This is a genomic window from Silanimonas sp. (assembly GCF_044377035.1).
GTDB lineage: Bacteria > Pseudomonadota > Gammaproteobacteria > Xanthomonadales > Xanthomonadaceae > Silanimonas.
In genome coordinates this window covers 1-24,696 of the sequence record NZ_JBILJW010000005.1, presented here as the reverse complement: position 1 = coordinate 24,696, position 24,696 = coordinate 1, and the positions used below count along the sequence as shown (strand labels likewise).

General features: G+C 69.1%; 23 protein-coding genes and 1 riboswitch. Of the genes, 12 read left to right on the top strand and 11 right to left on the bottom strand.

The genetic code is table 11. The features are described 5' to 3' along the window. Positions 1 to 39: 39 nt before the first annotated feature. Together ACIQ6S_RS03750 and ACIQ6S_RS03745 are read right to left on the bottom strand one after the other, a co-directional pair. Entirely contained in the window at positions 40 to 483 is a 444-nt protein-coding gene (locus ACIQ6S_RS03750) for an NfeD family protein (RefSeq protein ID WP_297864984.1), read from the bottom strand. A 5-nt stretch (positions 484 to 488) separates the two neighbouring features. Further along, complete coding sequence (locus ACIQ6S_RS03745; protein WP_397607196.1) at positions 489 to 1,457, bottom strand: SPFH domain-containing protein; 969 nt, start codon at positions 1,455 to 1,457, stop codon at positions 489 to 491. Between the two features lie 99 nt (positions 1,458 to 1,556). Between ACIQ6S_RS03745 and ACIQ6S_RS03740 the strand changes: the two genes are divergently transcribed. The 3 genes from ACIQ6S_RS03740 to ACIQ6S_RS03730 are packed head-to-tail and all read left to right on the top strand — an operon-like array spanning position 1,557 to position 3,815. After that, the gene (locus ACIQ6S_RS03740; RefSeq protein ID WP_297864985.1) at positions 1,557 to 2,126 is read left to right on the top strand and encodes an RNA polymerase sigma factor; all 570 of its coding nucleotides are present in this window, start codon (positions 1,557 to 1,559) and stop codon (positions 2,124 to 2,126) included. Then, a complete protein-coding gene (locus ACIQ6S_RS03735) occupies positions 2,119 to 2,703 on the top strand; it encodes a hypothetical protein (protein ID WP_397607195.1) in 585 nt (194 codons plus the stop codon). Before ACIQ6S_RS03740 ends, ACIQ6S_RS03735 begins: the two co-directional genes overlap by 8 nt. Positions 2,704 to 2,732: 29 nt before the next feature. Beyond that, positions 2,733 to 3,815 carry a PDZ domain-containing protein gene (locus tag ACIQ6S_RS03730; protein WP_397607194.1) on the top strand — a complete coding sequence of 361 codons (1,083 nt, stop codon included), beginning with the start codon at positions 2,733 to 2,735 and terminating at the stop codon, positions 3,813 to 3,815. A gap of 9 nt (positions 3,816 to 3,824) precedes the next feature. Here ACIQ6S_RS03730 and ACIQ6S_RS03725 read toward each other — a convergent pair whose 3' ends face one another. The 4 genes from ACIQ6S_RS03725 to ACIQ6S_RS03710 form a co-directional block, all read right to left on the bottom strand. Then, a complete protein-coding gene (locus tag ACIQ6S_RS03725; protein WP_397607193.1) occupies positions 3,825 to 4,778 on the bottom strand; it encodes a DUF6607 family protein in 954 nt (317 codons plus the stop codon). A gap of 42 nt (positions 4,779 to 4,820) precedes the next feature. Beyond that, a complete protein-coding gene (locus ACIQ6S_RS03720; RefSeq protein WP_397607192.1) occupies positions 4,821 to 7,046 on the bottom strand; it encodes a TonB-dependent hemoglobin/transferrin/lactoferrin family receptor in 2,226 nt (741 codons plus the stop codon). A 106-nt stretch (positions 7,047 to 7,152) separates the two neighbouring features. Then, entirely contained in the window at positions 7,153 to 7,305 is a 153-nt protein-coding gene (gene hemP, locus ACIQ6S_RS03715; RefSeq protein WP_397607294.1) for a hemin uptake protein HemP, read from the bottom strand. A gap of 154 nt (positions 7,306 to 7,459) precedes the next feature. After that, on the bottom strand, positions 7,460 to 8,431 hold the full coding sequence (locus ACIQ6S_RS03710; RefSeq protein ID WP_397607191.1) for a potassium channel beta subunit family protein: 972 nt from the start codon (positions 8,429 to 8,431) through the stop codon (positions 7,460 to 7,462). A gap of 304 nt (positions 8,432 to 8,735) precedes the next feature. On the opposite strand from ACIQ6S_RS03710, the gene ACIQ6S_RS03705 reads away from it, so the two are divergent. The 6 genes from ACIQ6S_RS03705 (at position 8,736) to motB (ending at position 15,223) form a co-directional block, all read left to right on the top strand. Then, positions 8,736 to 9,302 (top strand): TMEM165/GDT1 family protein, encoded by a 567-nt coding sequence (locus tag ACIQ6S_RS03705; RefSeq protein ID WP_397607190.1) that lies wholly within the window; start codon positions 8,736 to 8,738, stop codon positions 9,300 to 9,302. 492 nt (positions 9,303 to 9,794) lie between these two features. After that, a complete protein-coding gene (locus ACIQ6S_RS03700) occupies positions 9,795 to 10,808 on the top strand; it encodes a hypothetical protein (RefSeq protein ID WP_397607189.1) in 1,014 nt (337 codons plus the stop codon). A 94-nt stretch (positions 10,809 to 10,902) separates the two neighbouring features. After that, complete coding sequence (locus ACIQ6S_RS03695; protein ID WP_397607188.1) at positions 10,903 to 12,249, top strand: NupC/NupG family nucleoside CNT transporter; 1,347 nt, start codon at positions 10,903 to 10,905, stop codon at positions 12,247 to 12,249. Between the two features lie 8 nt (positions 12,250 to 12,257). Next, the gene (locus tag ACIQ6S_RS03690) at positions 12,258 to 13,226 is read left to right on the top strand and encodes a ribokinase (RefSeq protein ID WP_397607187.1); all 969 of its coding nucleotides are present in this window, start codon (positions 12,258 to 12,260) and stop codon (positions 13,224 to 13,226) included. 56 nt (positions 13,227 to 13,282) lie between these two features. After that, positions 13,283 to 14,146, top strand: coding sequence for a flagellar motor stator protein MotA (gene motA / locus ACIQ6S_RS03685; RefSeq protein ID WP_397595790.1), 864 nt, complete (start codon positions 13,283 to 13,285; stop codon positions 14,144 to 14,146). A 24-nt stretch (positions 14,147 to 14,170) separates the two neighbouring features. Continuing rightward, entirely contained in the window at positions 14,171 to 15,223 is a 1,053-nt protein-coding gene (gene motB, locus ACIQ6S_RS03680) for a flagellar motor protein MotB (RefSeq protein WP_397607186.1), read from the top strand. Between the two features lie 23 nt (positions 15,224 to 15,246). On the opposite strand, the gene ACIQ6S_RS03675 is transcribed toward motB, so the two are convergent. After that, entirely contained in the window at positions 15,247 to 16,251 is a 1,005-nt protein-coding gene (locus ACIQ6S_RS03675; RefSeq protein ID WP_397607185.1) for a 2-hydroxyacid dehydrogenase, read from the bottom strand. A 114-nt stretch (positions 16,252 to 16,365) separates the two neighbouring features. Between ACIQ6S_RS03675 and dusB the strand changes: the two genes are divergently transcribed. Then, positions 16,366 to 17,364 carry a tRNA dihydrouridine synthase DusB gene (gene dusB / locus ACIQ6S_RS03670; protein WP_397595793.1) on the top strand — a complete coding sequence of 333 codons (999 nt, stop codon included), beginning with the start codon at positions 16,366 to 16,368 and terminating at the stop codon, positions 17,362 to 17,364. Here the strand turns inward: dusB and ACIQ6S_RS03665 are convergent. The 3 genes from ACIQ6S_RS03665 to ACIQ6S_RS03655 all read right to left on the bottom strand — a co-directional run bounded on the left by ACIQ6S_RS03665 (position 17,310) and on the right by ACIQ6S_RS03655 (position 21,111). Beyond that, entirely contained in the window at positions 17,310 to 18,401 is a 1,092-nt protein-coding gene (locus tag ACIQ6S_RS03665) for a metal-dependent hydrolase (RefSeq protein WP_397607184.1), read from the bottom strand. The genes dusB and ACIQ6S_RS03665 overlap by 55 nt on opposite strands. Before the next feature lie 80 nt (positions 18,402 to 18,481). Beyond that, entirely contained in the window at positions 18,482 to 19,348 is an 867-nt protein-coding gene (locus ACIQ6S_RS03660; protein WP_397607183.1) for a UDP-2,3-diacylglucosamine diphosphatase, read from the bottom strand. Next, the gene (locus ACIQ6S_RS03655; RefSeq protein ID WP_397607182.1) at positions 19,345 to 21,111 is read right to left on the bottom strand and encodes a lysophospholipid acyltransferase family protein; all 1,767 of its coding nucleotides are present in this window, start codon (positions 21,109 to 21,111) and stop codon (positions 19,345 to 19,347) included. The genes ACIQ6S_RS03660 and ACIQ6S_RS03655 overlap by 4 nt, the downstream gene beginning before the upstream one ends. Positions 21,112 to 21,343: 232 nt before the next feature. Between ACIQ6S_RS03655 and metK the strand changes: the two genes are divergently transcribed. Further along, on the top strand, positions 21,344 to 22,585 hold the full coding sequence (metK, locus tag ACIQ6S_RS03650; protein WP_397607181.1) for a methionine adenosyltransferase: 1,242 nt from the start codon (positions 21,344 to 21,346) through the stop codon (positions 22,583 to 22,585). Between the two features lie 64 nt (positions 22,586 to 22,649). Here the strand turns inward: metK and ACIQ6S_RS03645 are convergent, their stop codons facing one another. After that, positions 22,650 to 23,864, bottom strand: a complete 1,215-nt coding sequence (locus ACIQ6S_RS03645) for an Hsp70 family protein (protein ID WP_397607293.1) — start codon at positions 23,862 to 23,864, stop codon at positions 22,650 to 22,652. 81 nt (positions 23,865 to 23,945) lie between these two features. Continuing rightward, positions 23,946 to 24,040: riboswitch (S-adenosyl-L-homocysteine riboswitch) on the top strand. A gap of 47 nt (positions 24,041 to 24,087) precedes the next feature. Between ACIQ6S_RS03645 and ACIQ6S_RS03640 the strand changes: the two genes are divergently transcribed. Continuing rightward, positions 24,088 to 24,696 (top strand): adenosylhomocysteinase (locus ACIQ6S_RS03640; protein ID WP_397607180.1); only part of this gene is annotated, 609 nt, incomplete at its 3' end.

The following is a 24,696-nucleotide window of genomic DNA, read 5'->3' as shown; positions in this document are numbered from 1 at the left end:
GGCAAGGCCGCGTGATCGCGCATCGGCCACCTTCGACGCTCAGGCGCGTTCGACGCGCAACTGCATCGACTCGGCGGCGACGATGCGCACGCGCTCGCCTTGTGGCAGGTCCGGGCCAACGACCATCCAGAACGCGTCGCCGATCTTGACCCGGCCACGGCCGTTCTCGATGGCCGATTCCAGCGGATACACCTGCCCCACCAGCTGCTCGCCGCGACGGTTGAGCAGTGGCTGCGTGCTGGCGATGCCGGTCTTGCGGATGCGCGTCCAGTAGAAGGCCACGATCGCGAACGACGACCCGACGAAGAGCACCGCCTGCCAGAACATCGGCAGGTCGGGTACGAAGACCACGAGGACCAGCATCGCGCCGGCCGCGAGGCCGAGCCAGATGAGCGCCGCGCCGGGCACCAGGGTTTCCAGCGCGATCAGGCCGAGCGCGAGGCAGGCCCAGAAGATGACGATGGGGCGGAAATCGAGGTCCATGGGGTTCAGCGCGGGATCGCGGGCGGCGTGGCGCGGGCGGCCGCCTTGGCGGCCTGCGTGGCCTGCTGGTTGCCCAGCCCTTCCTTGGCCAGTTCGGCGATGCCGGCGAGCGAGGAAATGATGCCGGTGGTCTCCATCGGCATCATCACGAACTTGCTGTTCGGCGAATTCGCCAGCTCGCGGAAGGCCTCGACGTACTTCTGCGCGACGAAATAGTTGATCGCCTGCACGTCGCCCTTGGCAATGGCCTCGGAGACCATGCGGGTGGCGTTGGCTTCGGCCTCGGCGAGACGCTCGCGGGCCTGGGCCTCGAGGAAGGCGGACTCCTTCTTGCCTTCCGCCGCGAGCACTGCGCCCTGCTTCTCGCCCTCGGCGCGGAGGATCTCTGCGGCGCGCAGGCCCTCGGCCTCGAGGATGTTGGCGCGCTTCTCGCGCTCCGCCTTCATCTGGCGGGCCATCGAGTCGATCAGGTTCTGCGGCGGCTGGATGTCCTTCAGCTCGATGCGGTTGACCTTGATGCCCCAAGCATGGGTGGCGCTGTCGATGACGCCGAGCAGCTTGGCGTTGATCTCGTCGCGCTTGGAGAGCGATTCATCGAGGTCCATCGAACCGATGGCCGTGCGGATGTTGGTCATCACCAGCGCGATGGTGGCGGACTCGAGATCGGACACCTCGTAGGCCGCCTTGGCGGCGTCGAGCACCTGGAAGAACACCACGCCGTCCACCTTCACCACCGCGTTGTCCTTGGTGATGACGTCCTGACTGGGGATGTCCAGCACCTGCTCCATCATGTTGATCTTGCGGCCCACGCCCTGCACCACGGGGAACAGGAAGTGCAGGCCCGGCTCCATCGTGTGGGTGTACTTGCCGAAGCGCTCTACCGTCCACTCGAAGCCCTGCGGGACGACGCGGACCATCTTGAACAGGAAGAGGATGCCGACGATGACGATGACGGCGCTGAGGAAACCAAGCATGGGACGCTCCTTCGACCAGCAGGGGGACGGCGCGAGTATAGGCACGCCGCCCCGCGAGGACGCTGCGACGCTTTCCGGCCTTGGCGCATCCTAGGAGCCATGACCCGCAGTTCCGCCTTCGCCATCGACGTGCCCGACGCCCTGCTCGACCGGGCGCGGAAGCGCGACGGCGCGGCCTGCGAGCAGCTGTACCGCTGGTTCGAGCGCCCCGTTTACGGCTTGGCAATGCGCATGCTCGGGTGCCCGGACGCGGCAATGGACGTGCTGCAGGACACTTTCCTCAAGGTGTTCGACAAGCTGCCCGGCTTCCGCGGCGAATCGCCGTTCTGGGGCTGGTTGCGGCAGGTAGCCGTGAACGAATGCCTGATGCGTCTTCGCAGCCGTGGCCGCGACGAGCCGGCGGAGGCCGAAGCCTTCGAGCCGGACCTGATCGAACACGAGGGCCTGCTACCGCCGCAGGCAGCGGACGCCGCAGCGCTGACGCAGGCGCTCGGCCGGCTGCCGGACAAGACCCGCAGCGTGCTTTGGCTTTACCACGCCGAGGGCTACACCCATGAGGAGATCGCCGCGCTGCTCGGGCAGAGCGTGAGCTTCTCCAAGTCCCAACTGGCGCGCGGCACGCGAAAGCTGCGCACCCTGCTGCAACTGACGGAGGCCTCCCATGCCTGACGTGGGCCACACCCCGCCCCCGGAGCGCGCCCTGCCGATCGCCGAGGCCCTGCGCGCCCTGCCCCTCGAGGCGCCGCCGCGCAGCGCGTGGCCTGGCATCGCCGCGGCTGCGCACCTCGATCAGCCGCGCCGTCCGGTCGTGACCCGCTGGCCCTACGCCTTCGCCACCGCAGCGGCACTCGCGCTCGTCCTGCTGCTGCCGGTGCCCGGCGACGCGCCGGCCGTAGGCGCCGCGGCGGAATCCGTCGCGGACGGAACCGCGAGCGAGGGCCCGCTCACCCCCGTCGACCTGCCCGCCCTGATGCGCGAATCCGCGCGCCTCGAACGGCTGATCGCGGCCGTCAACGACGACCCGCTGCAGCCGGCCGACGCGCTGGTGCTCGGGCTCGCCTTCGAGGATGAACTCGGCGGCATCGACGCCGCCCTTGCCACCGCGCCGCGCGGCTCGCGCGACGCCCAAGAACTCTGGCAGCAGCGCGTCGACATCCTGTCGCGCTATGCCGAACTGCAATCGTCGCGACGACTGCTGGCTTCCGCGGGCCAGTCCTTTGAAACCACCCTGGTCGCTTTGCACTGACCTCGAACAGGCTCCCTGAGGAGAAACGAATGAACGCCCCGAAGCTGCAACGAACCCTTGCGGCCGCCCTCGCACTCGCGTTGGCGGGTGCGAGCGTCGCGCAATCGAACGCCCCTGCGGCCCCGGCCGAACTCGCCGCGAAACGCGCGGAGATGGCTCGCCTTCAACAAGAGATGTCCGAGCTCGGCAAGCGCATGGCCGAACTCGCCCGCGATGTCGGCGGGCCGGCACCGCGCATCGTCATGCACCGCGTGGGCGAGCCGCGCATCGGCCTCGGTGTCGTGCTCGGCGAAGCCGTCGACGGCGGCACGCGCATTGCCGCGGTGACACCCGGCGGCCCGGCCGACAAGGCCGGGTTGAAGGCCGGCGACGTCATCCGCAGCGCGCATGGCAAGACCGTGACGGGTCCCGATGACCTCCTAGCGGCCCTGCGCGGCATCCAGAAAGGCCAGGCGGTGAATGTCGGCTACCTGCGTGAGGGCCGGTCGGCCGCCGCAGCGGTCGTGGCGGATGAACTGCCCGGGCGCGGGACCATCCAATGGAACGACGGCCGAGGCGATGAACAACGCGAAGTGCACATCCTCCGCGAGCGCGTCGGCGAGGGTGAAGGCAGGCACGGCCGACGCGGCGCCCCCGGCGAGATCCGCGTGCTCACCTGCGTCAACGGCGAAGGGGATTGCGACCGCGAAGCCATGTCGCGCGCCTTCCGCTTCCGCGGCCTGAACTTGAGCAGCATCGACGGGGACCTCGGCCGCTACTTCGGCACCGACAAGGGCGCGCTGCTCATCTCGGCCAGCGCTGCCCTGCCGGGCCTCAAGTCCGGCGACGTCATCACCGCCGTCGAAGGCCGGACGGTCGAGTCGCCGCGCGACGTGATGCGCGCCTTGGGCGCCAAGGAATCGGGCGAGAAACTGAAGCTGCGCATCCTGCGCAACCGCGCGGCGCAGGACGTCGAGATCACCGTGCCGGAAGGCCGTCCCATCGACTTCCTGCCGCCGCCACCGCCCGCCCCGCCGGCACCTCCGGCGCCTCCGGCCCCGCCGAACGGCGCGCCCCCGCCGCCGCCGGCACCGCCGGCACCTCCCGCCGGTGCCGGCCTGACGATGGCCTGAGCCTCGCGATCAGCGCGCCGCCGTCGCTTCGTTGGACGGCGGCAGCGCTTCGATGTGGCGCTCGAAGACGCGGTCGATGGCGGAGGCCTCGACCGCGTCGCCGTTTTCGGCCTGCGCCGCGAGGTTGAACAGGCCGACGATCACCGGCATGCCGTCGACCTTCGTGTCGATGACGAGGCCACCGGTGTCGAGGGCCGCCTGCCAGCGCGCGCGCACCTCGGCCCAGAACGGCGCCGTCGCCTGCCAGTAGCGGTAGGCCGGACCGAAGTCGGTTTCCGTCGTGCGGCGGTAGTCGTTGAAGCCGAACTCGCGGGTCAGCGTCCGCACGGTGCGCTCGCCCTCGCGCACGGTCTTCGTGTTGTCCTGCTCATGCGTCCAGCCGAAGGGCGTGATCGTGTGGCGGTTCTCGACGTTGAGCGCGTTGTAGTCGTCGCGCACGGTGTGCTCGCGGCGCGGCAGCGGGCGCCAGCTGCGATCCGAGGTCCACGTCGCGTTGCCGTACTTGTGGTTCCACACGCCGGTGCCGCAGTAGCGCGGAGCGTCGGAGACTTCGAACACGCACTGCGTCCACTTCCCGGTCGTTTCCTCCGTCGACAGCGCCCGGACACGCCAGGTCTGGTCGGCGACGAACTCGAAGCGCGACGGCGCCTCGAAGGCCCAGTCCTGTCGCCAGTGCTTGGTGACGTGGCCGTTCGGGGCGACGAGCAGGTGCTGCAGCACGATCTTCGACGGCGAGTCCTCGACGAGGATCACCACTTCGCGGGCACCGCTGTCCTTCGACTCGCGCGCCTCGTAGCCGGCAGCGAGAGGCACGGTTTCCTCGAAACGGAAGGTGACGGCGTACTCGCCCTGCATGGCGAGGATGGCAGCGCGATCTTCCGGGGGCGGCGCGGCTGCCGCGGCGGTGGCGAGGCCGAGGGTGGTGAGAAGCAATGGGGCGAGCGGGGACGACGGGATGCGCATGGCGATCTCCTGAGGGGTGGGCAAAGGGCTTCGAAACGGACGTCAGAACGACGCGGTGACGGTGAGGCGCGCGTTGCGGCCGGGCCGGGTGTAGCGGTCGAGCAGGGTCGAACTGGCCGGCACGCCGGCGGTGTCCGTGGCGTCCCAGACGCGGCGGTCGGCGAGGTTGAAGACGGCCGCTTCCACGCGCCAGGCCGACGAGAGATCCCAATCGGCGATCAGGTCGAGCAGCGCGTGGCCCGGGGCGATGAAGGCGCCGGTGCCACTCACGTCGTGCTGCCGTGCTGCGGCACTGGCAACCAGTTCAAGGCCGGCGACCTCGCCACGCCAACCCACGCCGACCACGGCACGCAGCGGATCGATCGAGGCCAGCCACGCATCGGCGGTGCGGTCGACGCCGCGCGTGCGGCTGGCGGCGAAGCGCAGGTATCCGCCTCGCCAGCCGATGTCGTCGAAAGCGAGGCGCGCGCTGGCTTCGGCACCCCAGGTATCAACGCGCGAGCGGTTCACCGACTGGAACAGCAGCAGTCCGGTGGTCGGGTCGATGCCGACATTGCGACGGGAGTCGATGAAGTCGCGATAGCGCGTAGCGTGCAGCGCGATCGTCCATTGCAAGGCGCCGTGGTCGCCGCGCAGACCCACGTCGAGGCCACGGCTGGTCTCCGGCTTGAGGTCCGGGTTGGGCAGGGCGGCGTAGCCGGAGGCCACATTGGTGAAACCGAGATTCGCGTCGTCGTAGGGCGGCGCGCGGAAACCGGCCGCAGCATTCGCATAGAGCGACACCGCATCGGTGAACGACCAGACCAGGCCGAGCTTCGGGCTCCAGCGCTGCGCATCGAGGCCGACCGGCACGAAGCCCGGGTTGTCAGCGGCGAAGATCGCGTCGAGCGAGGGATCGAGCCGGTAGTCGTCGTAGCGCAGGGCCGGCACGAAGCGCAGGTCACCGTCGAGCACGGGAATGTCGGCCTGCGCGAAGAATCCCCATTCGCGGGTGCGGCTGACGGGGAAATCGCGCACGGGGAAGACGTCGGGGAAGATCGTGCCGCTCACCGCGCCGGTGGTCAGGTTGATGCTGCGGCCATCGCGCTTCTGCCGCAGGATGGTCTCGGTGAGCTGCAGGCCATACAGCAGGCCCACGTCGCCCAGGGATTTCTCCGCGCTGAGTTCGAGGCCGTCCTCGCGCTGGAAGAAGTCGAACAGCCGCTCGCGACGCGTTGGATTCACCACCGCCGTGCCGACGATCGTCGCCCGATGCTCGTAGGTGCGCTGCTCCGTCGTACTGTCCTGCCGATGCCACTGCCAGCGGAGCGTGTCGGCCGCCGCGATGTCGAGGCCATGCAGGCCGTCCAGCGACACCCGGGCACGGGTCTTTCGGTCGTCGGCGTCGAGCGACTGCACGCGCACGCGCTGGCCGAAGACCACCGTATCGGCGCGGGCGGAGATCACGCTCGTCGCAGCTTCGGTTTCCCCGGCATCGAGCGTCAGGCGCAGCCGATCGCCGCCGCTAAGGTCGTAGAGCAACTTGCCGAGCAGCGCACGCTGCTGCTGGTCGCTGGGGTTCGCGGCGGTGCGGGTGGCATCGAGCGCTTCATTCGTACCGAAGTTCTCGGCTTCATCGCCGTCGCGGGCCTGCGCATGGACCAGCCACGACCAGTCGCCACCGCGTGCAGCGAGCGTCACGCCCACGCGCGAGCTGTCATCGACGCTCGCCGCACCGGCTCGCACGCGCCCGGAAAATCCGTCATCGCCTTCGAGCAGATCGTCGGGATCGAGGGTGACGAAGCGCACGGTGCCGCCCAAGGCGTCGGAGCCGTACAGCGCGCTGGCCGGGCCGCGCAGCACTTCCGCCTGCTTCAGAATCGAGATGTCGACGGCATCGCGGTCGGCGTTGGCGAAGCTGCCGATGCTGAACGCATCGGCGACGTTCACCCCGTCCACCTGCAGCTGCACACGGTTGCCACCGAGGCCACGGATGCGCACATCACCCAGGCCGAAGCGGCCGTAGCCGCCGACGACAGTGACGGAGGGTTCGTAGCGGAACAGTTCGCGCAGGTCTTGCGCCTGCGTGCGTTCGATCTCCTGCCGCGGCACGACGCCGACCGTGGCGGGGACGTCGGCCATCACGCTTGCTTCGCGAGTGGCGACGACGATGACGGCATCGAGTGTCGCCGGCTCGGGCGCGGGGGACGGCGAGGCAGCAACCGTCGAGGGATACAGCGGGGCGGACAGCGCGAGGCCGACCGCCGCCGCAAGGCAGCGGGGACGCATGGACAACTCCAAGGGTTCGGAAAGGAACCGGTGGAGCGGGCGTCCGGTGGAAACCGGGGCTGGCGACCGGGCCGTCGAGCGACGGCGGGGGATTACGGAGAAGCAGTTACTTCACGAGGATGAGTTTGTCGTTCCGCGTATGGCGCAGGCGGTAGACCTTGTCGCCGTGGACGATCTCGATCTCGCGAGCGCCGTTGAGCAGCAGGCGGCTGTCGACGGCAGGGGCATGCAGGGCAGCGGCAGGACGAGGGACCGCCATCAGGCGGGCCGGGCTGGGGGGAAGCGGGGGCACATCGACGACGGGCATGGCGCACTCCAGGCGGGGCGGGCGTTGGTTCGATGCAAATGCTACTGATTCGCATTTGAAAGTCAACACACCCGAACCGGGAAGGCTGCGGCCTCTCGTCCGCGACTCAGCCGACGGCCGCGTCGATCCTCGCCTTCGTCGCGGCGTCGATCGTCGGCAGCACCTCGAGCGCGCGCAGGTTCTGCGCGAGCTGCTCGGGCTTCGTCGCGCCGAGGATCACGCTCGACACCCGCGGATTCGACAGGCACCACGCGATGGCGAGCGGCGCCGGATCGACGCCCAGCTCGGCGGCCAGTGCGGTGAAGCGCCGCACGCGCGCCAGCGTCGCTGCGCCCTCCTCGCCCTGCACCTTCTTCTGCAGCCACTCGTAGCCCGGCGTCGCCAGCCGCGAACCGGCTGGAATGCCGCCCGCGTACTTGCCAGTGAGCAGGCCCGAGGCCAGCGGCGACCACGTCGTGGTGCCAAGGCCGATGGTGTCGTACAGCGGCGCGTACTCGCGTTCGACGCGATCACGGTGCAGCAGGCTGTATTGCGGCTGCTCCATGCTCGGGCCCACGAGATGGTGCGCCTTGGCGATGCGATCGGCCTCGGCGATGGCGTCGGCCGACCACTCCGACGTGCCCCAGTACAGCACCTTGCCGGCGCGGACGAGCTGGTCCATCGCCCACACCGTCTCGTCGATCGGCGTCTCCGCATCCGGGCGGTGGCAGAAGAAGAGATCAAGGTAGTCGACATGCAAACGCTTCAGCGCGGCATCGCAGGCGTCACGCACGTGCTTGCGCGACAGCCCCTTCTGCATCGGCGAAGGCTCGGCTGCCGCACCGAAGTACACCTTGCTCGACACCGCGTAGGCGTCGCGCGGGAAGCGCATGTCGGCGAGCACGTCGCCCATGATCTTCTCGGCCTCGCCCTTCGCGTAGGTCTCGGCGTTGTCGAAGAAGTTGATGCCGGCATCGAAGGCCTGCGTGATCAGCCGCCGCGCTTCCCCGCGGCCCACCGAGGTGCCGAACGTCACCCAGGCGCCGAAGGACAGCGCGGAGACCTGCAGGCCGGTGCGGCCGAGACGGCGGTAGAGCATGGGAACCTCGTTGAAGCAGTGCTGAGGCCGCGGAGTCTAGCGAAGCGGGCGTGAGTGCCCGGCAGGCGTTCGACAGCCGTGCTGCTGCGCTCTACACTTTGCCTCCCTTCGGGGAGTAGCCCTGCCAATCCACCGGCACCGCGCGTCAACATGCTTGGCCTGAACCGGCCATGGCGCGCGACCTCCGCCACGGCCATGCCGTGCGGCAGCGGGCAAGACCGGAGACCCCGCGGGCGCCTGTGACCGGGCCGTCTGCGCGGTCTTCGTTGTCTTCCACCCTGTTGCCCGGTCGAATGGAGCCCCGATGGACGCCCTCTTCGTTTCCACTGCCGCTGTCGCGATCGCCGAGATCGGCGACAAGACCATGCTGCTCGCGCTGATCCTCGCGGCGCGCTATCGCCAGCCTTGGGCGATCGTCGCGGGCATCGCCGTGGCCACGCTCGCCAACCACGCGCTGGCCGGCTGGGCCGGGGCCTGGGTGGCCTCGATGGTCTCGCCCGAGGTGCTGAAGTGGGGCGTGGTCGCCTGCTTCGCCGCCGTGGCCGCTTGGACCCTCATCCCGGACAAGATGGATGACGACGAAGCGCCGAAGCCCTCGCGCTTCGGTGCCTTCCTCGCCACCACGGTCGCCTTCTTCATCGTCGAGATCGGCGACAAGACCCAGATCGCCACCGTCGTGCTGGCCGCCAAGTACCACCCGCTCTGGCAGGTCGTGGCCGGCACCAGCCTCGGCATGCTGATAGCGAATGGGCCGGTGGTGCTGCTCGGCCATCGCTATGCCGACCGACTGCCGCTGAAGGCGGCCCGTTACACGGCGGCGTCGCTGTTCGCGGTGCTGGCGGTGTGGGTGGCGTTCAAGGGCTTGGGCTGAGGCGAACCCTGCGGGTAAGGTTTGGCTTCACCCGGCGGTAAAGCCTTGGAGGCCGATCGATGACCCTACAAAGCCGGCTTGCGCTTCTTCTGCTCGTGCTGGCTGCGCTGGTGGCGGCTTGGCTTTCGGCGGGGATCTTGCCCTGAGGAGTAATGCGGCATCCAAGTTGGGCCGGATGGCAGCGGGAGTCGCCACGTATCGCCGATGCGCTCCTCGACAACGGGCAGGCCGATGTCCTCTTCCTGTTGAATCTCGCCCATTCGCACGACAACAAGCCGCTAAGCGGCCCGTACCCGAACGGTCCTGTCCGACGTTAAGCACACCAGATCACCCTGCGGCGAAGTCAGCCCGGTCGCGCGAACGAGCGCGATTTCACCGAGGGCATCGCGCAGATCCCCAAACCCACGGCAACCGCGCTCCTCCCACGAAGCACAGCCCCCGATGCGCCGGCGCCCTGCAAGTAGCCCGAGGAAGACCCCGATGAAGTCCGAGATGCCCCGTTCCTACGCCATCGCCTGGAGAGCCGGTCTTGCGATCGCTCTACTTACCGTCGGCGTGCTCATTGGACGAAGCGATAGGTTCGATGAAACGCCAGCCTCGGCCGTCCCGAGCGACGACGGGGCGACGCCGGCGGCCGGCCACACCGGCATCACGACAGCCGCGACGGACCAAACCCCGCCGATCGCGACATCACCACCGCCCAGCATCGAGTTGCCGCCGACGGGTCTTCCACCCGCGGAGGTCCTTGCCGCCCTGCTGCCGCGCGCCCGCGCCGGTGATGCCTCAGCGGCTTGCCGGGTGGCCCTGGAGCTGCTCGCCTGCGACCACGCGCCACAGGCCCGCGACGCCCTGATCCGGCAGCTCGTCCAGAGCGAGAATGAGGCCGACATCTCGGGGCGCGACGGTCTTGCGAATCTGCTGGGGGCCAACCAGATCGGCATCCTTCGACATATCCAAGGCTGTCGCGATCGCCCCGAGGCGCTTCTCGAGGACGGACGCGAATGGCTGGAGCGCGCCGCACGGATGGGCCATGAGGAATCACAGCTGCGCTACGCGCTGGGGCAATCGCTCGGCGAGTTCAATGCACCCGGACCCTCGGCGACCGTGCCTTGGGGATTCCTCGCCTCGCCTGCGTTCGAACGATGGCGCCGCGACGCCCCGACCATGATCCAGGCCTTGGTCGACCGCGGCTCGATGCATGCCCTCTCCGTGCAGATGGCCGCATTGTCGGGACAGGAAGGCCCCTATAGCGGCCTCGTCGTGGACGATCCATCAGAAGCCGCGGCGCTCGGCATGCTCCATCGGCGGGCCTACAGTGGTCATCGGGACGAGAGCCTGCTGGGCCCGCTGTCGGCAGAGCAGCGGCGACGTGCGCTAGACCGATACACCGCGCTGGAGGGGCGATTCCTCAATGCGGAGGCCCCCGGCCTACCGTTGTTGCTGGTCGCCCGCGCACCACTCGAGTCGATCCTGCAGAGCGGCGCGGGCAGCCAACCCTGCCGGTGAGGTGCGCGGGGAGAACCATGGCGCTGCTGCACCGCCCATTGCCCGCCCCGCCCCGACCCCCTACCCTGCCGCGGTTCCCTTTCCGGTCATCCCGATGTCACAGATCCTGTTCGGCCTCTTCGGCCTGTTCGTCCTCGTCGGCCTCGCCTGGCTGTTCTCCAGCCACAAGAAACAGGTCGACTGGCGGCTGGTGGGCACCGGCATGGTCATCCAGGTGCTGTTCGCGGCCTTCGTGCTGCTGACGCCCTTCGGCGAAGCGATCTTCGGCACCGCGGCGCACGCCTTCGTGAAGCTCTCGGGCTACACCACCGAGGGCGCGAAGATGATCTTCGGCGACCTCGCGACGGCGGACAAATTCGGCTTCATCTTCGTGTTCCAGGTGCTGCCGACGGTGATCTTCTTCGCCGCCATCACCGCCATCCTTTACCACCTCGGCATCCTGCAGCTGGTGGTGAAGGCCATGGCCTGGGCCATCACCAAGGTGATGAAGCTCTCGGGCGCGGAGACCACCTCGGTCTGCGCCAGCGTCTTCATCGGCCAGACGGAAGCCCCGCTCACGGTGCGCCCCTACATCGGCCGCATGACGGATTCGGAGCTGCTCACGATGATGATCGGCGGCATGGCCCACATCGCCGGCGGCGTCATGGCGACCTACGTGGCGATGCTGGGCGGCACCGACCCGGAGCTGCAGGCGATGTACGCCAAGCACTTCCTCGCCGCCTCGATCATGGCCGCGCCGGCCACCTTCCTGGTGGCGAAGATCCTGATCCCCGAGACGCAGGAGCCGCTGACCCGCGGCAGTGTCAAGGTGGAAGTGGAGAAGACCTCGGCCAACGTCATCGACGCCGCCGCCGCCGGCGCCGCCGACGGCGTGAAGCTGGCTATCAACATCGCCGCCATGCTGCTGGCCTTCGTCGCCCTGATCGCGCTGATCAACGCCATGATCGGCGGCGCCTCGAACGCCGTCGGCCTCACCGCTTGGCTGAACGCCGGCAACGACCCGCGCTGCGTCAGCGACGCCGCCTTCGCCGCGGTGGCCGGCAACGGCTGCGTGCAGGTGAACCTCGGCACGATCCTCGGCACCGTCCTCGCGCCGATCGCCTGGGTGATCGGCATTCCGTGGAATGACGCCGCCATCGCCGGCGGCCTCATCGGCCAGAAGATCGTGCTCAACGAGTTCATCGCCTACCTGCAGCTCTCGCAGCTGCCCGTCGGCACCGGCGTCGGCGCCATCAGCGAGGAAAGCCGCATCATCCTCACCTACGCGCTGTGCGGCTTCGCCAACTTCGCCTCGATCGCCATCCAGATCGGCGGCATCGGCTCGCTGGCCCCGGAGCGTCGCGCCGACCTCGCCCGCTTCGGCCTGCGCGCCGTGCTCGGCGGCTCGATCGCCACGCTGATGACGGCGACCATCGCCGGCGTGATGCTCAACTGGCACTGAGGCCGGACATGGCCGGCCGCGTCCTCGTCGTCGGCAGCTACAACCAGGACCTCGTCTGGGAGGTCGACGCGCTGCCGGCGCCGGGCGAGACCCGCGCCGGCCTCGCCTTCCGCTCGGGCCCGGGCGGCAAGGGCTTCAACCAGGCCGTGGCCGCGGCACGCGCCGGGGCCAACACCACCTTCATCGGCGCGCTGGGCGCAGACACCCTGGCCGATGGCGCTCGTGCGCTGGCCCGGACGGAAGGCATCGACGCGCGCTTCGAGACGATCCCCGATGCCGCCACGGGCACCGCCGGCATCCTCGTCGATGCGCAGGGCCGCAACAGCATCGTCGTCGCCCTCGGCGCGAACGCGCGCCTCTCCATCGCTCACGTCGAGGCGCAGGCTGCGGCGTTCCGCGAGGCGGCGGTCGTCCTTGCCCCGCTGGAATCGCCGCTGCCCGCGGTGTGCGCGGCGATGCGGCTGGGCCGGGCCGCCGGTGCCCGAACGATCATCAATCCGGCCCCGATGCATGCGCATCTCGACGCGGCGGCGCTGGCCGATGTCGACCTGCTCACGCCCAACGAGACGGAAATGGCCGAACTGCTCGCGCGCTTCGGCGGCGGGCCCGTCGAGGCGAAGACCCTGCGCGATCGCACGGATGCGGAACTCGCCGCCCTCTGCGCCCGACTTCCGGTCCGCGCGGTGGTGATCACCCTCGGTGACGCCGGCGCCGTCCTCGCCCCGGGCGGCCTTCGCGGCGACGGACCAGCGACGGTCACCCGCGCGCCGGCCGCCCTCGTGCGGGCCATCGACACCACCGGGGCCGGCGACGCCTTCAACGGCGCGCTCGCGGCCGCTTGGGCGGCCTGTCCGGAAGCCGACCCGGCCAGCCTGCTGCCTTTCGCCATCCGCTTCGCCGGGCTGTCCACCGAGCGCCCCGGCGCGGCGGCGGCCATGCCCACCCGCTCGGAACTGGAAACCCGGTTCGCGTCCTGAAGCATCGTTCGGCTAGCATGGCCGTTCGCTGAGGCCTACGACCCTGGAGGGAACCCGTGTTCGTCCTGATCGGTTACGTGATCATCCTCGCCACGGTCTTCGGCGGCTTCATCGTCGCTGGCGGCAACATCATGGTCATCGTCAAGGCCGCGGCCATCGAGATGCTGATCATCGGCGGCGGCGCGGCGGGTGCCTTCGTCGCGGGCAATTCGATCAAGACGATCAAGGCCAGCATCGCCGGCACGCTTGGCTTGCTGAAGGGACCGAAATTCGGCAAAGCGGACTACATCGAGCTGCTCAAGCTGCTGTACGAGCTGCTGATGAAGATCCGCAAGGAAGGCCTGATGGCCGTCGAATCGCACGTCGAGAACCCCGAGGCGAGCGCGATCTTCCAGAAGTATCCGAAGGTGCTGGCCGACCACCACCTGCTCGACTTCATCACCGACTGCCTGCGCCTGATGATCGGCGGCAACATGAATCCGCACGAGCTCGAAGCCGTGCTGGAAGCCGAGCTCGACACGCACCACAAGGAAGCGCACACGCCCTCGCACGCCATCCAGACCATGGCCGACGGCCTGCCGGCCTTCGGCATCGTGGCCGCGGTGCTCGGCATCGTGAAGGTGATGGAGTACGTCGGCAACGCGCCGCCGGAAGTCATCGGCCAGAAGGTGGCCGCGGCGCTGGTGGGCACCTTCCTCGGCATCCTGCTGGGCTACGGCTTCGTCGGCCCGGTGGCCGCGGCGATGGGCGCCCGCGCGGAAGAGGACGGCAAGCCCTTCGAACTGGTGAAGATCGCCCTGCTCGCGTCGGTGCGCGGCTACCCGCCGCCGGTGGCGATCGAGTTCGCGCGCAAGCAGCTGTTCTCCGACATCCGCCCGAGCTTCGCGGACCTCGAAACCGAACTCAAGGGCGCGAAGTAAGCGCGCTCCGGCGGAGGCTCGACCATGGCCGGCAAAGAAGAACAGCCGATCATCATCGTCAAGAAGAAGATCAACGCGGGCGGCCACCATGGCGGCGCGTGGAAGGTGGCGTACGCCGACTTCGTCACCGCGATGATGGCCTTCTTCATGGTGATGTGGCTCTCGGCGACGCTGCCGCAGGAGCAGCTCGGCGGCATGGCCGAGTACTTCAAGAACCCCTCGGTGCTCGAGGGCCTGTCGGTCTCCACGGTGCCGGGCTCGATGGGCCCGGGCGGCGCCGGTGATGCGCCAGTGCAGGTCTTCGACGCGGTGAAGCCGCCGGACGGCGACCCTGGCGACGGCGAGACGGAAGACCCCGCCGAAGGCGGCGCGGCGCCGATGACCGACGAGGAGATCGAAGCCCAGGCCAAGGAAATCGAGAAAGCGCGGCTCGAAGACCTGAAGGAACAGCTCGAGGAGGCCATCGACCAGAGCGCGACGCTGGCGGCCTTCAAGGAGCAGCTGCTGCTCGACATCACGCCGGAAGGCCTGCGCATCCAGATCGTCGACCAGCAGAACCGGCCGATGTTCGATTCGGGCAGCTTCCGCCTGCAGAGCTACACCATCAACATCCTCAACGAATTGGCGCCCTACCTGCAGGGCGTGCCGAACCGCCTGAGCATCACCGGCCACACCGACACCACGCCCTTCGGCGGCGGCGACAGCGGCTACACCAACTGGGAGCTCTCCGCCGACCGCGCCAACGCCGCGCGCCGCGCGCTCGTGAGCGGCGGCGTGTCGATGGAGAAAATGGCGCGCGTGGTCGGCGTCTCCGACTCGGTGCTGTTCGACAAAGAGAACCCGACCAACCCGATCAACCGCCGCATCAGCATCATCGTGATGAACAAGGCGACGGAAGACGCGGCACTGGGGCGCAATGAGGCGCCGGTCGACGACGCCGCGTCCGGGGAAGCGCCAACCGAGGACGCGCCGACGGAGGGCGCCGCCGGCGAGGCGGGGGATGCCGCTGCCGCGCCGGAAGCGGCTCCTGCCGAAGCCCCGGCCGAGGCGTCCACCGACACGCCGCCCGCGGGCTGAGCCCGCAAGGATCGCAGGCCGCCTTAGCCGAGCTCGCGCTCCGCGGCCGGCTCGCCGCGATCGATGGCCTGCAGGTTCATCACCGTGGTCGCCGCGATCTGTGTGAGCGCCTCGCGCGTCAGGAAGCCCTGGTGGGCGGTAACCAACACGTTCGGGAAGGTGAGAAGTCGCGCGAACACATCGTCGTCGATGCCACGCTCCGAGAGGTCACGGTCGAACAGGCCAGCCTCCTCCTCGTAGACATCCAGCCCCACCGCGCCGAGATGGCGGCGCTTCAATGCCGCGATCAGCGCCTTCGTGTCGACCAGGCCACCGCGGCTGGTGTTGATCAACATCGCTCTGGGCTTCATCGCCGCGAGCCGGCGGGCATCGACCAGATGCTTCGTGGCGGCCGTCAGTGGGCAATGCAGGCTGATCACGTCGGCCTGCGGCAGGGCCTCGTCCAGCGGCACGAACACGCCGCCCAGCGCCTCGACGCGAGCCCGCAGGGCCGGATCGGGCTGCGGGTCGACGGCCAACACCCGGCAGCCGAGCCCCGCGAGGATCCGCACGAGCGCCGTTCCGATCCGGCCCGCGCCCACGACCGCGACGGTCTTGTGCTCGAGATCGAAGCCCACCAGCCCGTCGAGGGCCAGATTGCCCTCGCGCACCCGCTGGTAGGCCCGATGCGTCTTGCGGTTCAAAGTGAGCATCAACGCGAGCGCGTGTTCGGCCACCGCGGCGGGGGAATACGCGGGTACGCGCAGCACCCGCAGCCCCAGCCGGCGCGCGGCGTCGAGGTCAACGTTGTTGAACCCGGCGCAGCGCAGGGCGATGCCGCGCACGCCGCCTGCGGCGAGGGCCTCGAGCACCGGCGCGGAGAGGTCGTCGTTCACGAAAGCACAGACGGCCTCCGTCCCGGCCGCGAGCGCGGCGGTACGCACGTCCAGCCGGGATTCGAGCGCCAGGGCGTCGATTCCCGCTTCGCGCAGGGCGCGGTCCAACGTGTCGGCCTCGTAGGCACGGTGCGAGTACACGGCGATGCGCATGGGTCGGCTCCCTTTCCGTCGATGCCCCATCCTGACGCGGGACCGCCCCCCGGCGTTTGACCACGATCAGCCCGGGTTCCTGCGCCTGACGTCCGGGCCTGCGAGAATGCGCGCATGCAGATCGGCCCCTACCGCATCGACCCGCCGGTGGTGCTGGCCCCCATGGCCGGCGTCACCGACAAGCCGTTCCGGATGCTGTGCAAGCGTCTGGGCGCGGGCCTGTGCGTCTCCGAGATGACCACCAGCGACCCCCGCTTCTGGAACACGCCGAAGTCGCTGCGGCGCATGGACCACGTCGGCGAACCGGAACCCGTCTCGGTGCAGATCGCGGGCACCGAGCCCAGCCAGCTCGCCGAGGCCGCGCGCTACAACGCCGCGCATGGCGCCGAGCTCATAGACATCAACATGGGCTGCCCGGCCAAGAAGGTCTGCAACGTCGCGGCGGGCTCGGCCCTGCTTCGCGACGAGGCGCTGGTGGCGCGCATCCTCGAGGCGGTGGTCGGTGCGGTGGACGTGCCGGTGACGCTGAAGATCCGCACCGGCTGGTGCCGCGAGACGCGCAATGCGCTCACCATCGCGCGCATCGCGGAACAAAGTGGCATCGCCGCGCTGACCATCCACGGCCGCACGCGCAACGACTTCTACGAAGGCGAGGCCGAATACGCCACCATCGCCGCGGTGAAATCCGCCGTGCGCATTCCGGTGATCGCCAACGGCGACGTCACCTCGCCGCGCAAGGCGAAAGCGGTGCTCGAGGCCACTGGCGCCGATGCGGTGATGGTGGGCCGCGCCGCGCAGGGCCGGCCATGGATCTTCCGCGAGATCGCGCATTACCTCGCCACCGGCACCGAGCTGCCGCCGGTCACGCTGGCCGAGGTGCGCGACGTGCTGATCGGTCACCTCGAGCACCTGCACGCGTTCTACGGCGCGCCGCAGGGCGTGCGCATCGCCCGCAAGCATCTCGGCTGGTACGCCAAGGACCACCCCGAGCAGGCTGCCTTCCGCACCGTGGTGAACGCCGCCGAGACCGGCGAGCGGCAGATCGCCCTGACGCGCGACTACTTCGACGCGCTGGTCGCCGGCGTCGCGCCGGACTTCGCCTCCGCGGCCTGAGCACGCGCAGACGCGCGCTCGGCGAAGGGCGTGCCGGGGATCGGCTCGCCAAACCACACGCGGCGCCACAGCCCGGCCAATTGGCCCTCGCGCACGCGCGGCTGTTCGATCTGGCGGTTGTCCGCGGGCACCCACGCCCCGCACTCGTGGCGCCCCACCACGTGGGTGAAGAAGAAGGTGGGGTGCTGGCCCATGCGAAGGTCGGCGAGGCGAAGCTCGCCATCGACCACGTCCACACGCTGGAAGCCGTGGCTGAACCACAGCAGCCGCTGCACCGCCCACAGCCCGCCCGCGTCCTCCAGCAGACGGCGGTCGAAACGGTGCTCGATGAAGCCGATGGGCCCGCCGTCGGCCACCAGCGAGCGCTCGCCTTCGAGATAGCCCTTCGGCGTCACCACCACCACTCGCCACGCGAGCGTGGTGAAGGGCATCGCCACCACGAATCGCGGCGCATCGGCATGCGGCGTGTCGCGCAGGCTCTCGGCGGCGATGGCGTCAACGTGCCGCTGCGCGACGAGGCTCCAGCCCGCGTAGCCGGTGCTCAGTGCGAGGCCGACCACCACCGCGGTACCGCCACGGCGCGCTTCACCGGCGAAGGCGGCGACAAGGACGGCCACGAGCAGCGGCAGGGTGTAGAGCGGGTCGATGATGAACAGGCTGCCGCCCATCACCGGCGGGGTCGTGAGCGGCCAGAACAGCTGCGTCCCGTAAACGGTGAGGGCATCGAGCAAGGGGTGCGTGACCAGCGGCAAGAGGATCGCCCAGCCCCAAGACCGGGGCGCTTCGCGCACGGGAGGCCAGAACCGGCGCAACACGGCCCACAGCAGCAGCGCAACGATCGGCAGCACGAACAGCGAGTGGCTGAAGCCGCGGTGGAAGGTCATGTTGCTGACCGCATCGCCGTAGTCGATCAGCACGTCGAGGTCGGGCAGCGTGCCGAGGGCCGCACCGACGAGGAGCGCCTTGCGGCGATGGCGGGCGGGCACGCAGGCCGCGGCGACGGCGGCGCCGAGGACGAGTTGGCTCAAGGAATCCATGCGACAAGCGTAAGCACGATCCGTGCGCGCAAGGTGAGTGCTGCCCCGTTTGGTTCAGACAGCAGCGTTCCTCGACCGGTTCAGGCAGCTTCGTGGAGCGGTTCGGGCGCGGCCGCACGGGCCGGCACCTCGCGGCGCTCGTCGATCCAGCAGACCTTGGGCCCGAGTCGCTTCAGCGTTTCGCCACGGTGGTCGAGCAGACGCAGCGTGCCGTCGCGGTCTTCCACCAGCGCCGTCAGGCTTTCCACCCAGTCGCCGTCGTTGGCGTACACGAGGCCATCGCGCTCAAACAGCGCCGGACGATGGATGTGGCCGCAAACGATGCCGTCGAGGCCGCGGCGACGCACGTCATCGAGCCCTGCCTCGATGAACCGCGCGATGTAGCGCTCGGCCGCGCCGCTCTGGCGCTTCAGGAAATCCGCCAGCGACCAGTAGCGCAACCCGAAGCGGCGACGCAGCGCGTTGGCGATGCGGTTGCCGGTGAGGATGCGCTCGTACAGCCAGTCACCGAGTTCCTCCTGGAACCCGCCGAACTGCGTGGCGCTGTCGTAGTCGTCGCCATGCACCACCAGCAGGCGGCGGCCGTCGGCGGTGGTGTGGATCACGCGGCGACGCACGCTCATGCGCGGCAGCATCAAGCCGCAGAAGCGGCGGATGGGCCGGTCGTGGTTGCCCGGCACGTAGATCAGCTCGGTGCCTGCAGCGCGCAGCCGATGCAGGGCTTCGACGACGTGGTTCTGTCCGTGGCCCCAGGCCGCGCGTTTGGCCGACATCCACCACAGGTCGACGATGTCGCCGACGAGGTACAGGCGCTCGACGTCCAGCGTGCCCAAGAAGGCGGCCAGCTCTTCGGCGTGGCAGTGCGCCGCACCGAGATGGACGTCGGAGATGAAGGCCGCACGGCGGCGCGGGGAGGAGCCCGTGGGCTTCAACGTGGCGGTGCTCATGCGGCCTCCTCCCGGGTCGGCATCGCCGCGGCGTCGCCGGCGATGTAGCGCTGGAATTTCTTCGGCTTGATGCGCTGCAGGTCCACTTCGATCAGGCCGTCCACGCAGTTGGCGAAGTCCGGATCGACCCCGAAGGCGAGGAAGCGCGCGCCACCCGGCTCGCACAGCTCGGTGTACTGCTTGTAGAGCACAGGCACTTTCGCCCCGAGGGCGTCGAGGTTGGCCCGCAGCACCCGGAAGCTCTGCTCGGCGTCCAGCCCGCGATAGCAGGGGGCGCCGGCGAGGAACTGGAACGGTCGCCGCGCACGTGCCGGCGGCGCGGCCTCGACCGGGGCCAACACGCCCGGCGCGCCGTAGTGCTGGCCGTAGTAGGCGACCAGCTGCTCACGGGCCGCGATCGGCAGCTCGGCGCTGATGGACACCGGCCCGAACAGGTAGCGCACGTCGGGATGCGCGCGCAGGTAGGCACCGATGCCGATCCACAGGTAGTCGAGGCTGCGCGAGCCCCAGTACGCCGGCGCCACGAAGCTGCGGCCGAGCTCCATGCCTTCGGCGACATGCGCCTGAGCCTCCGGCCCGAAGTCGAACAGGGTGGCGGTGTACAGGCCCTTCAAGCCGCGCGCAGCAAGCACGTCCGCACCGCGGCAGACGCGATAGGCACCGGCGATCTGCAGCGCCTCGGCATCCCACAGCACGATGTGCTCGTACCAGGTGTCGTAGGCATCGACATCGACGGCGCGGCCCGTGCCCTCGCCCACCGCGCGGAAGCTCTGCTCGCGCAGGCGGCCGAGTTCGCGCAACAGCAGGCTGTCGGCGCGCAGGCGCCCGACGCGGATCTGCTTGCCGTCCGGCGTGCGGCCCAACTCGCGCAGGGCGAGCACTTCGGCGCGCAGCGCACCGCGATCCACCGCGTGCGCCAGAGGCATCGGGTCGGGCGGCGCCGTCTCCTTGCGTGTGCCGATGGCCTGCAGGGCCTGGCGCATCGAGGCCAGGGCCTTGGCGGTGTCCAGGCCTCCGCTCTCGATGGCATCCGCATCGATCCGTCGCGGCAGGCCAATGCGCAAGTCGATGCGCAGGCCGCGCGCCTTGAAGATCTCGCGCGGCAGCAGGGCCGTCCCCACCGGCTTGTAGAGGCTGGAAAGCCCGTAGAACAGCGCGGAGTTCTTCGCCTTGATGCGCACCGGCAGCACCGGCGCGCCGCTCTCGCGCGCGAACTTGACGAAGCCGGCACGCCAGCGGCCGTCCTGCACGCCGCGCCAACCGAAGCGCGCCACCTCACCGGCCGGGAAGACGATGACCGCCTGCTCCGCCTCGAGCGCGACCGTCACGGCCTTCAGGCTCTCGGCGCTGGGCTTGCCCCCGAGGATGCGCAGCGGCAGCAGCAGCTCGCGCAAGCCCTCGAACTCCATCAGCAGGTCGTTGGCGAGGATGCGCACGTCGCGGCGGACCGTGCCGACCAGATGCAGCAAGGCCAGCGAATCGAGTGCCCCCAGCGGGTGGTTGGCGACGATGATCACCCGGCCCGTCTGCGGGATGCGGCCGCGCTCGACCTGGTCGACCGTGTAGCGCGTGCCGAAGTGGTCTAGCACGCCTTCGACGAAATCGAAGCCGGTGCGGTGGCCGTTCGCGGCCAGCCAGGCGTTGATGTCGTCGAGCTTCCCGAACTTCGCGATCGAGCGCGCGAGGCCCTGCGCGAAGACGGCCTTGGGCCCCTCGAACCAGTGGGGGTAACGTTCAACGAGACGCTGTTCGAGCTGGATCACCCTTGGGGGCTCCGCGGTGGTTTGCGCAATGCTGGCGACCCTTCGCGACGCCCTCGTTTCCCTGCGGTTTCATCCGCGTGACTCGATCCCGGCGAACCACGGCGCACCGGGGCCGACGCGTCGCACCCGCTTAACCATCGGCAACGCGTCCGGGACCAAGATGCACCCCGGGGCGCGGGGGTGTATCATCCGCCGCCCATCTTTCCATCCGAATCAAGGGATATAAGACGAAATGAGCAGCTACCTCTTCACCTCGGAGTCGGTGTCGGAAGGCCATCCGGACAAGATCGCCGACCAGATCTCCGATGCCGTGCTCGACGCGATCATCGCGCAGGACCCGCGCGCCCGCGTCGCTTGCGAAACGATGGTGAAGACCGGTGCGGCCATCGTCGCCGGCGAAGTCACCACCTCCGCGTGGGTCGACATCGAGGCGCTCGCGCGCAACGTCATCAACGGCATCGGCTACAACAATTCCGAAGTCGGCTTCGACGGCCACACCTGCGCGATCATCAACATGCTCGGCAAGCAGTCGCCGGACATCAACCAGGGCGTCGACCGCAAGAAGCCGGAAGAACAAGGCGCGGGCGACCAGGGCCTGATGTTCGGCTACGCCTGCGACGAAGCCCCGGAATTCATGCCGGCGCCGATCTACTACTCGCACCGTCTGGTCGAGCAGCAGGCCAAGGTCCGCAAGAGCGGCAAGCTGAAGTGGCTGCGCCCGGACGCGAAGTCGCAGGTCACCCTGCGCTACGACGGCAACACCATCCTCGGCCTCGACGCCGTGGTGCTGTCGACGCAGCACGACGAGGGCGTGAAGCAGAAGGACATCATCGAAGGCGTCATCGAGCACATCTTCAAGCCGGTGCTGCCGAAGGAGTGGCTGGCGAAGCTGCCGAAGTCGAAGATGCACATCAACCCGACCGGCAAGTTCGTCATCGGCGGCCCGGTGGGCGACTGCGGCCTGACTGGCCGCAAGATTATTGTTGATTCCTACGGTGGCATGGCGAGGCACGGCGGTGGTGCGTTCTCGGGCAAGGACCCGTCGAAGGTCGACCGTTCGGCCGCCTACGCGGCGCGCTACGTCGCCAAGAACATCGTCGCCGCCGGCCTCGCCCGCAAGTGCGAAGTGCAGGTCTCGTACGCCATCGGCGTGGCCGAGCCGACCTCGATCTCGGTGACGACGTTCGGCACCGGCGTGGTCGATGACGCCGTCATCGAGAAGCTGATCCGCGCCAACTTCGACCTGCGCCCGTACGGCATCACCAAGATGCTGGACCTCGAGCACCCGATCTACCAGGCCACCGCCAGCTACGGCCACTTCGGCCGCAAGCCGAAGGAAGTGACCTACACGGGCGCCGACGGCAAGAAGAAGACCGCCACCGCCTTCTCGTGGGAAAAGACCGACCGCGCCGAAGCGCTGAAGGACGCGGCGGGCCTCAACAAGGCTGGCAAGACGAAGTCGAAGAAGAAGTAAGGCCGGCGCGGCGAACGCCGCCCTGCCTCGCACCACCCGACGGCCCGCGCAAGCGGGCCGTCGGCTATTCGGCCGCCGCCCTCGCCAAGCCCGAAACCACGCCCAACGACGCTTCGCCCGCCACTTGCGGCACACCGGCAAAGACTTCGCTCGCCAGCGCGCGCAGCAAAGGCGAGCGCGACATGCCGCCGGTCAGCACGACGGCATCGGGCAATCCGCGTTCGTCGCGAATCTGTTCCAACAGCGCGCGCATGCGACGCAGCGGCGCTTCGGCGGCTTCGGCTAACTGCTCTCGAGTGGCCTCCACACCGAGACCGGTCTCGATCCAATCCAGAGCGAAGGCTGCCGCACCGGCGTCACTCAAGCGCACCTTCAAGCCCTCGATGTCGCGATGCAGGCGTGTGGGTGCACCCTCGGCCTGGAGAGCCATCAATCGCGAGCGGAAAGGCTCGGGCGCTTCGTCGTAATCGTGCTTGCGAAAACTGCGCTGGCGCGGCAAGTCCTGCACCATCGCGGCTTCGACGAAATGATGATTCGGCACGCGGCTCAAGCCCCGGCCGAACAGCGGCATGGCGCGATCCAAGCTCAGGGCCAAGTCGAAATCCGTGCCGCCCAAGCCCACGCCCCAGCTGCCAAGGATGCGGGGCGCTTCCTTGCCGCCCAGTTCACCCCAGGCAATGTCGGTGGTGCCACCGCCGATGTCGAACACCAGGGCGGTGTGCCGCTGCGCGCTCGCCGCATGGTGCTGAAGCGCCGCAGCCACGGGCTCTTCCAGAAACTCCACTGCCTGGAAGCCGGCCACCGCCGCAGCCTCCCGCAGCAAGGCCAAGGCCTGCACTTCGCCGGCCTCGCCCATGGAGCTACGGAAGTGCACCGGCCGACCCAACACCGCTTCGCGCACCTCGGTGCCGAACTGTGCGCTGGCCTGCTCGCGGATATGCCCAAGAATGCGGGCGCAAATCGCCGCAATCGTGTCCTTCGCTCTCGGGTGCAACTGGTAGCCGAGCATGGACTTAGGCGATTCGACCAGATGGCCGTCGCCTTCCAGCAGATACGCCTCGATCGCCTCGTCGCCGAACAGCGCCTCGGCCACTTGGCTCGCCGTGGCCACCGAGCCGTCGCGGTGTCGCCGCACGCTGTCGCCATCGGGCATGTGCTCGGGGAAGTACACGGCCGTGCGGAACTGCTGCGCATCGCCGAAGCGCACAGGCCGGAGCTTGCCTTCAATGCATGCCGCCGCAGCGGAATAGCTGGTGCCGAAATCAATGCCGATCCGCATCCGGGAAGTGTAGCGGGCCTCACAGCCCGGCAATGCGGGTTTCATGCCGCCGTCGCCTGAAGGCGCTAAAATCTGGCCGCTCCCGCCGAGGGGCGCTGCATGCCAGGCACCACGCCAGGCTCAGGCTCGGCGGACGTCCCATCGGACAGACACCCTTGAAACCGCGCCCGATTTGCCACCACCGCCCCGCGCACCGCGCGGACGCAAATCCCGGAGATCCAAAATGAATGCTGTCGTGAACCTCCCCGTCGACTACAAGGTCGCCGATATCTCGCTGGCCGATTGGGGCCGCAAGGAACTCGATATCGCCGAGCAGGAAATGCCCGGCCTGATGTCGATCCGCAAGAAGTACGCCCCCGCGCAGCCGCTGAAGGGCGTGCGCGTGACCGGCTCGCTGCACATGACGATCCAGACGGCCGTGCTGATCGAGACGCTGAAGGACCTGGGCGCCGACGTGCGCTGGGCTTCGTGCAACATCTTCTCGACGCAGGACCACGCCGCCGCCGCCATCGCCAAGTCGGGCACGCCCGTCTTCGCGTGGAAGGGCGAAACGCTCGAGGAATACTGGGACTGCACGCTCGATGCCGTGAGCTTCCCGGGCGGCAAAGGCCCGGAGCTGGTGGTGGACGATGGCGGCGACGTGACGCTGCTGATCCACAAGGGCTACGAGCTTGAGCAAGGCGACAGCACCTGGGTGAACTCGGCTTCGGGTTCGCACGAAGAGCAGGTCATCAAGAACCTGTTGAAGCGCGTGGCCAAGGAGCGCCCCGGCTTCTGGACCAATGTGGTCAAAGACTGGAAGGGCGTCTCGGAAGAGACCACCACTGGCGTG

Bases quoted from the DNA above. Each gene is read 5' to 3' on its own strand.
- ACIQ6S_RS03750 (WP_297864984.1), bottom strand. From the start codon at position 483: ATGGACCTCGATTTCCGCCCCATCGTCATCTTCTGGGCCTGCCTCGCG.
- ACIQ6S_RS03745 (WP_397607196.1), bottom strand. From the start codon at position 1,457: ATGCTTGGTTTCCTCAGCGCCGTCATCGTCATCGTCGGCATCCTCTTC.
- ACIQ6S_RS03740 (WP_297864985.1), top strand. From the start codon at position 1,557: ATGACCCGCAGTTCCGCCTTCGCCATCGACGTGCCCGACGCCCTGCTC.
- ACIQ6S_RS03735 (WP_397607195.1), top strand. From the start codon at position 2,119: ATGCCTGACGTGGGCCACACCCCGCCCCCGGAGCGCGCCCTGCCGATC.
- ACIQ6S_RS03730 (WP_397607194.1), top strand. From the start codon at position 2,733: ATGAACGCCCCGAAGCTGCAACGAACCCTTGCGGCCGCCCTCGCACTC.
- ACIQ6S_RS03725 (WP_397607193.1), bottom strand. From the start codon at position 4,778: ATGCGCATCCCGTCGTCCCCGCTCGCCCCATTGCTTCTCACCACCCTC.
- ACIQ6S_RS03720 (WP_397607192.1), bottom strand. From the start codon at position 7,046: ATGCGTCCCCGCTGCCTTGCGGCGGCGGTCGGCCTCGCGCTGTCCGCC.
- hemP (WP_397607294.1), bottom strand. From the start codon at position 7,305: ATGGCGGTCCCTCGTCCTGCCGCTGCCCTGCATGCCCCTGCCGTCGAC.
- ACIQ6S_RS03710 (WP_397607191.1), bottom strand. From the start codon at position 8,431: ATGCTCTACCGCCGTCTCGGCCGCACCGGCCTGCAGGTCTCCGCGCTG.
- ACIQ6S_RS03705 (WP_397607190.1), top strand. From the start codon at position 8,736: ATGGACGCCCTCTTCGTTTCCACTGCCGCTGTCGCGATCGCCGAGATC.
- ACIQ6S_RS03700 (WP_397607189.1), top strand. From the start codon at position 9,795: ATGCCCCGTTCCTACGCCATCGCCTGGAGAGCCGGTCTTGCGATCGCT.
- ACIQ6S_RS03695 (WP_397607188.1), top strand. From the start codon at position 10,903: ATGTCACAGATCCTGTTCGGCCTCTTCGGCCTGTTCGTCCTCGTCGGC.
- ACIQ6S_RS03690 (WP_397607187.1), top strand. From the start codon at position 12,258: ATGGCCGGCCGCGTCCTCGTCGTCGGCAGCTACAACCAGGACCTCGTC.
- motB (WP_397607186.1), top strand. From the start codon at position 14,171: ATGGCCGGCAAAGAAGAACAGCCGATCATCATCGTCAAGAAGAAGATC.
- ACIQ6S_RS03675 (WP_397607185.1), bottom strand. From the start codon at position 16,251: ATGCGCATCGCCGTGTACTCGCACCGTGCCTACGAGGCCGACACGTTG.
- dusB (WP_397595793.1), top strand. From the start codon at position 16,366: ATGCAGATCGGCCCCTACCGCATCGACCCGCCGGTGGTGCTGGCCCCC.
- ACIQ6S_RS03665 (WP_397607184.1), bottom strand. From the start codon at position 18,401: ATGGATTCCTTGAGCCAACTCGTCCTCGGCGCCGCCGTCGCCGCGGCC.
- ACIQ6S_RS03660 (WP_397607183.1), bottom strand. From the start codon at position 19,348: ATGAGCACCGCCACGTTGAAGCCCACGGGCTCCTCCCCGCGCCGCCGT.
- metK (WP_397607181.1), top strand. From the start codon at position 21,344: ATGAGCAGCTACCTCTTCACCTCGGAGTCGGTGTCGGAAGGCCATCCG.
- ACIQ6S_RS03645 (WP_397607293.1), bottom strand. From the start codon at position 23,864: ATGCGGATCGGCATTGATTTCGGCACCAGCTATTCCGCTGCGGCGGCA.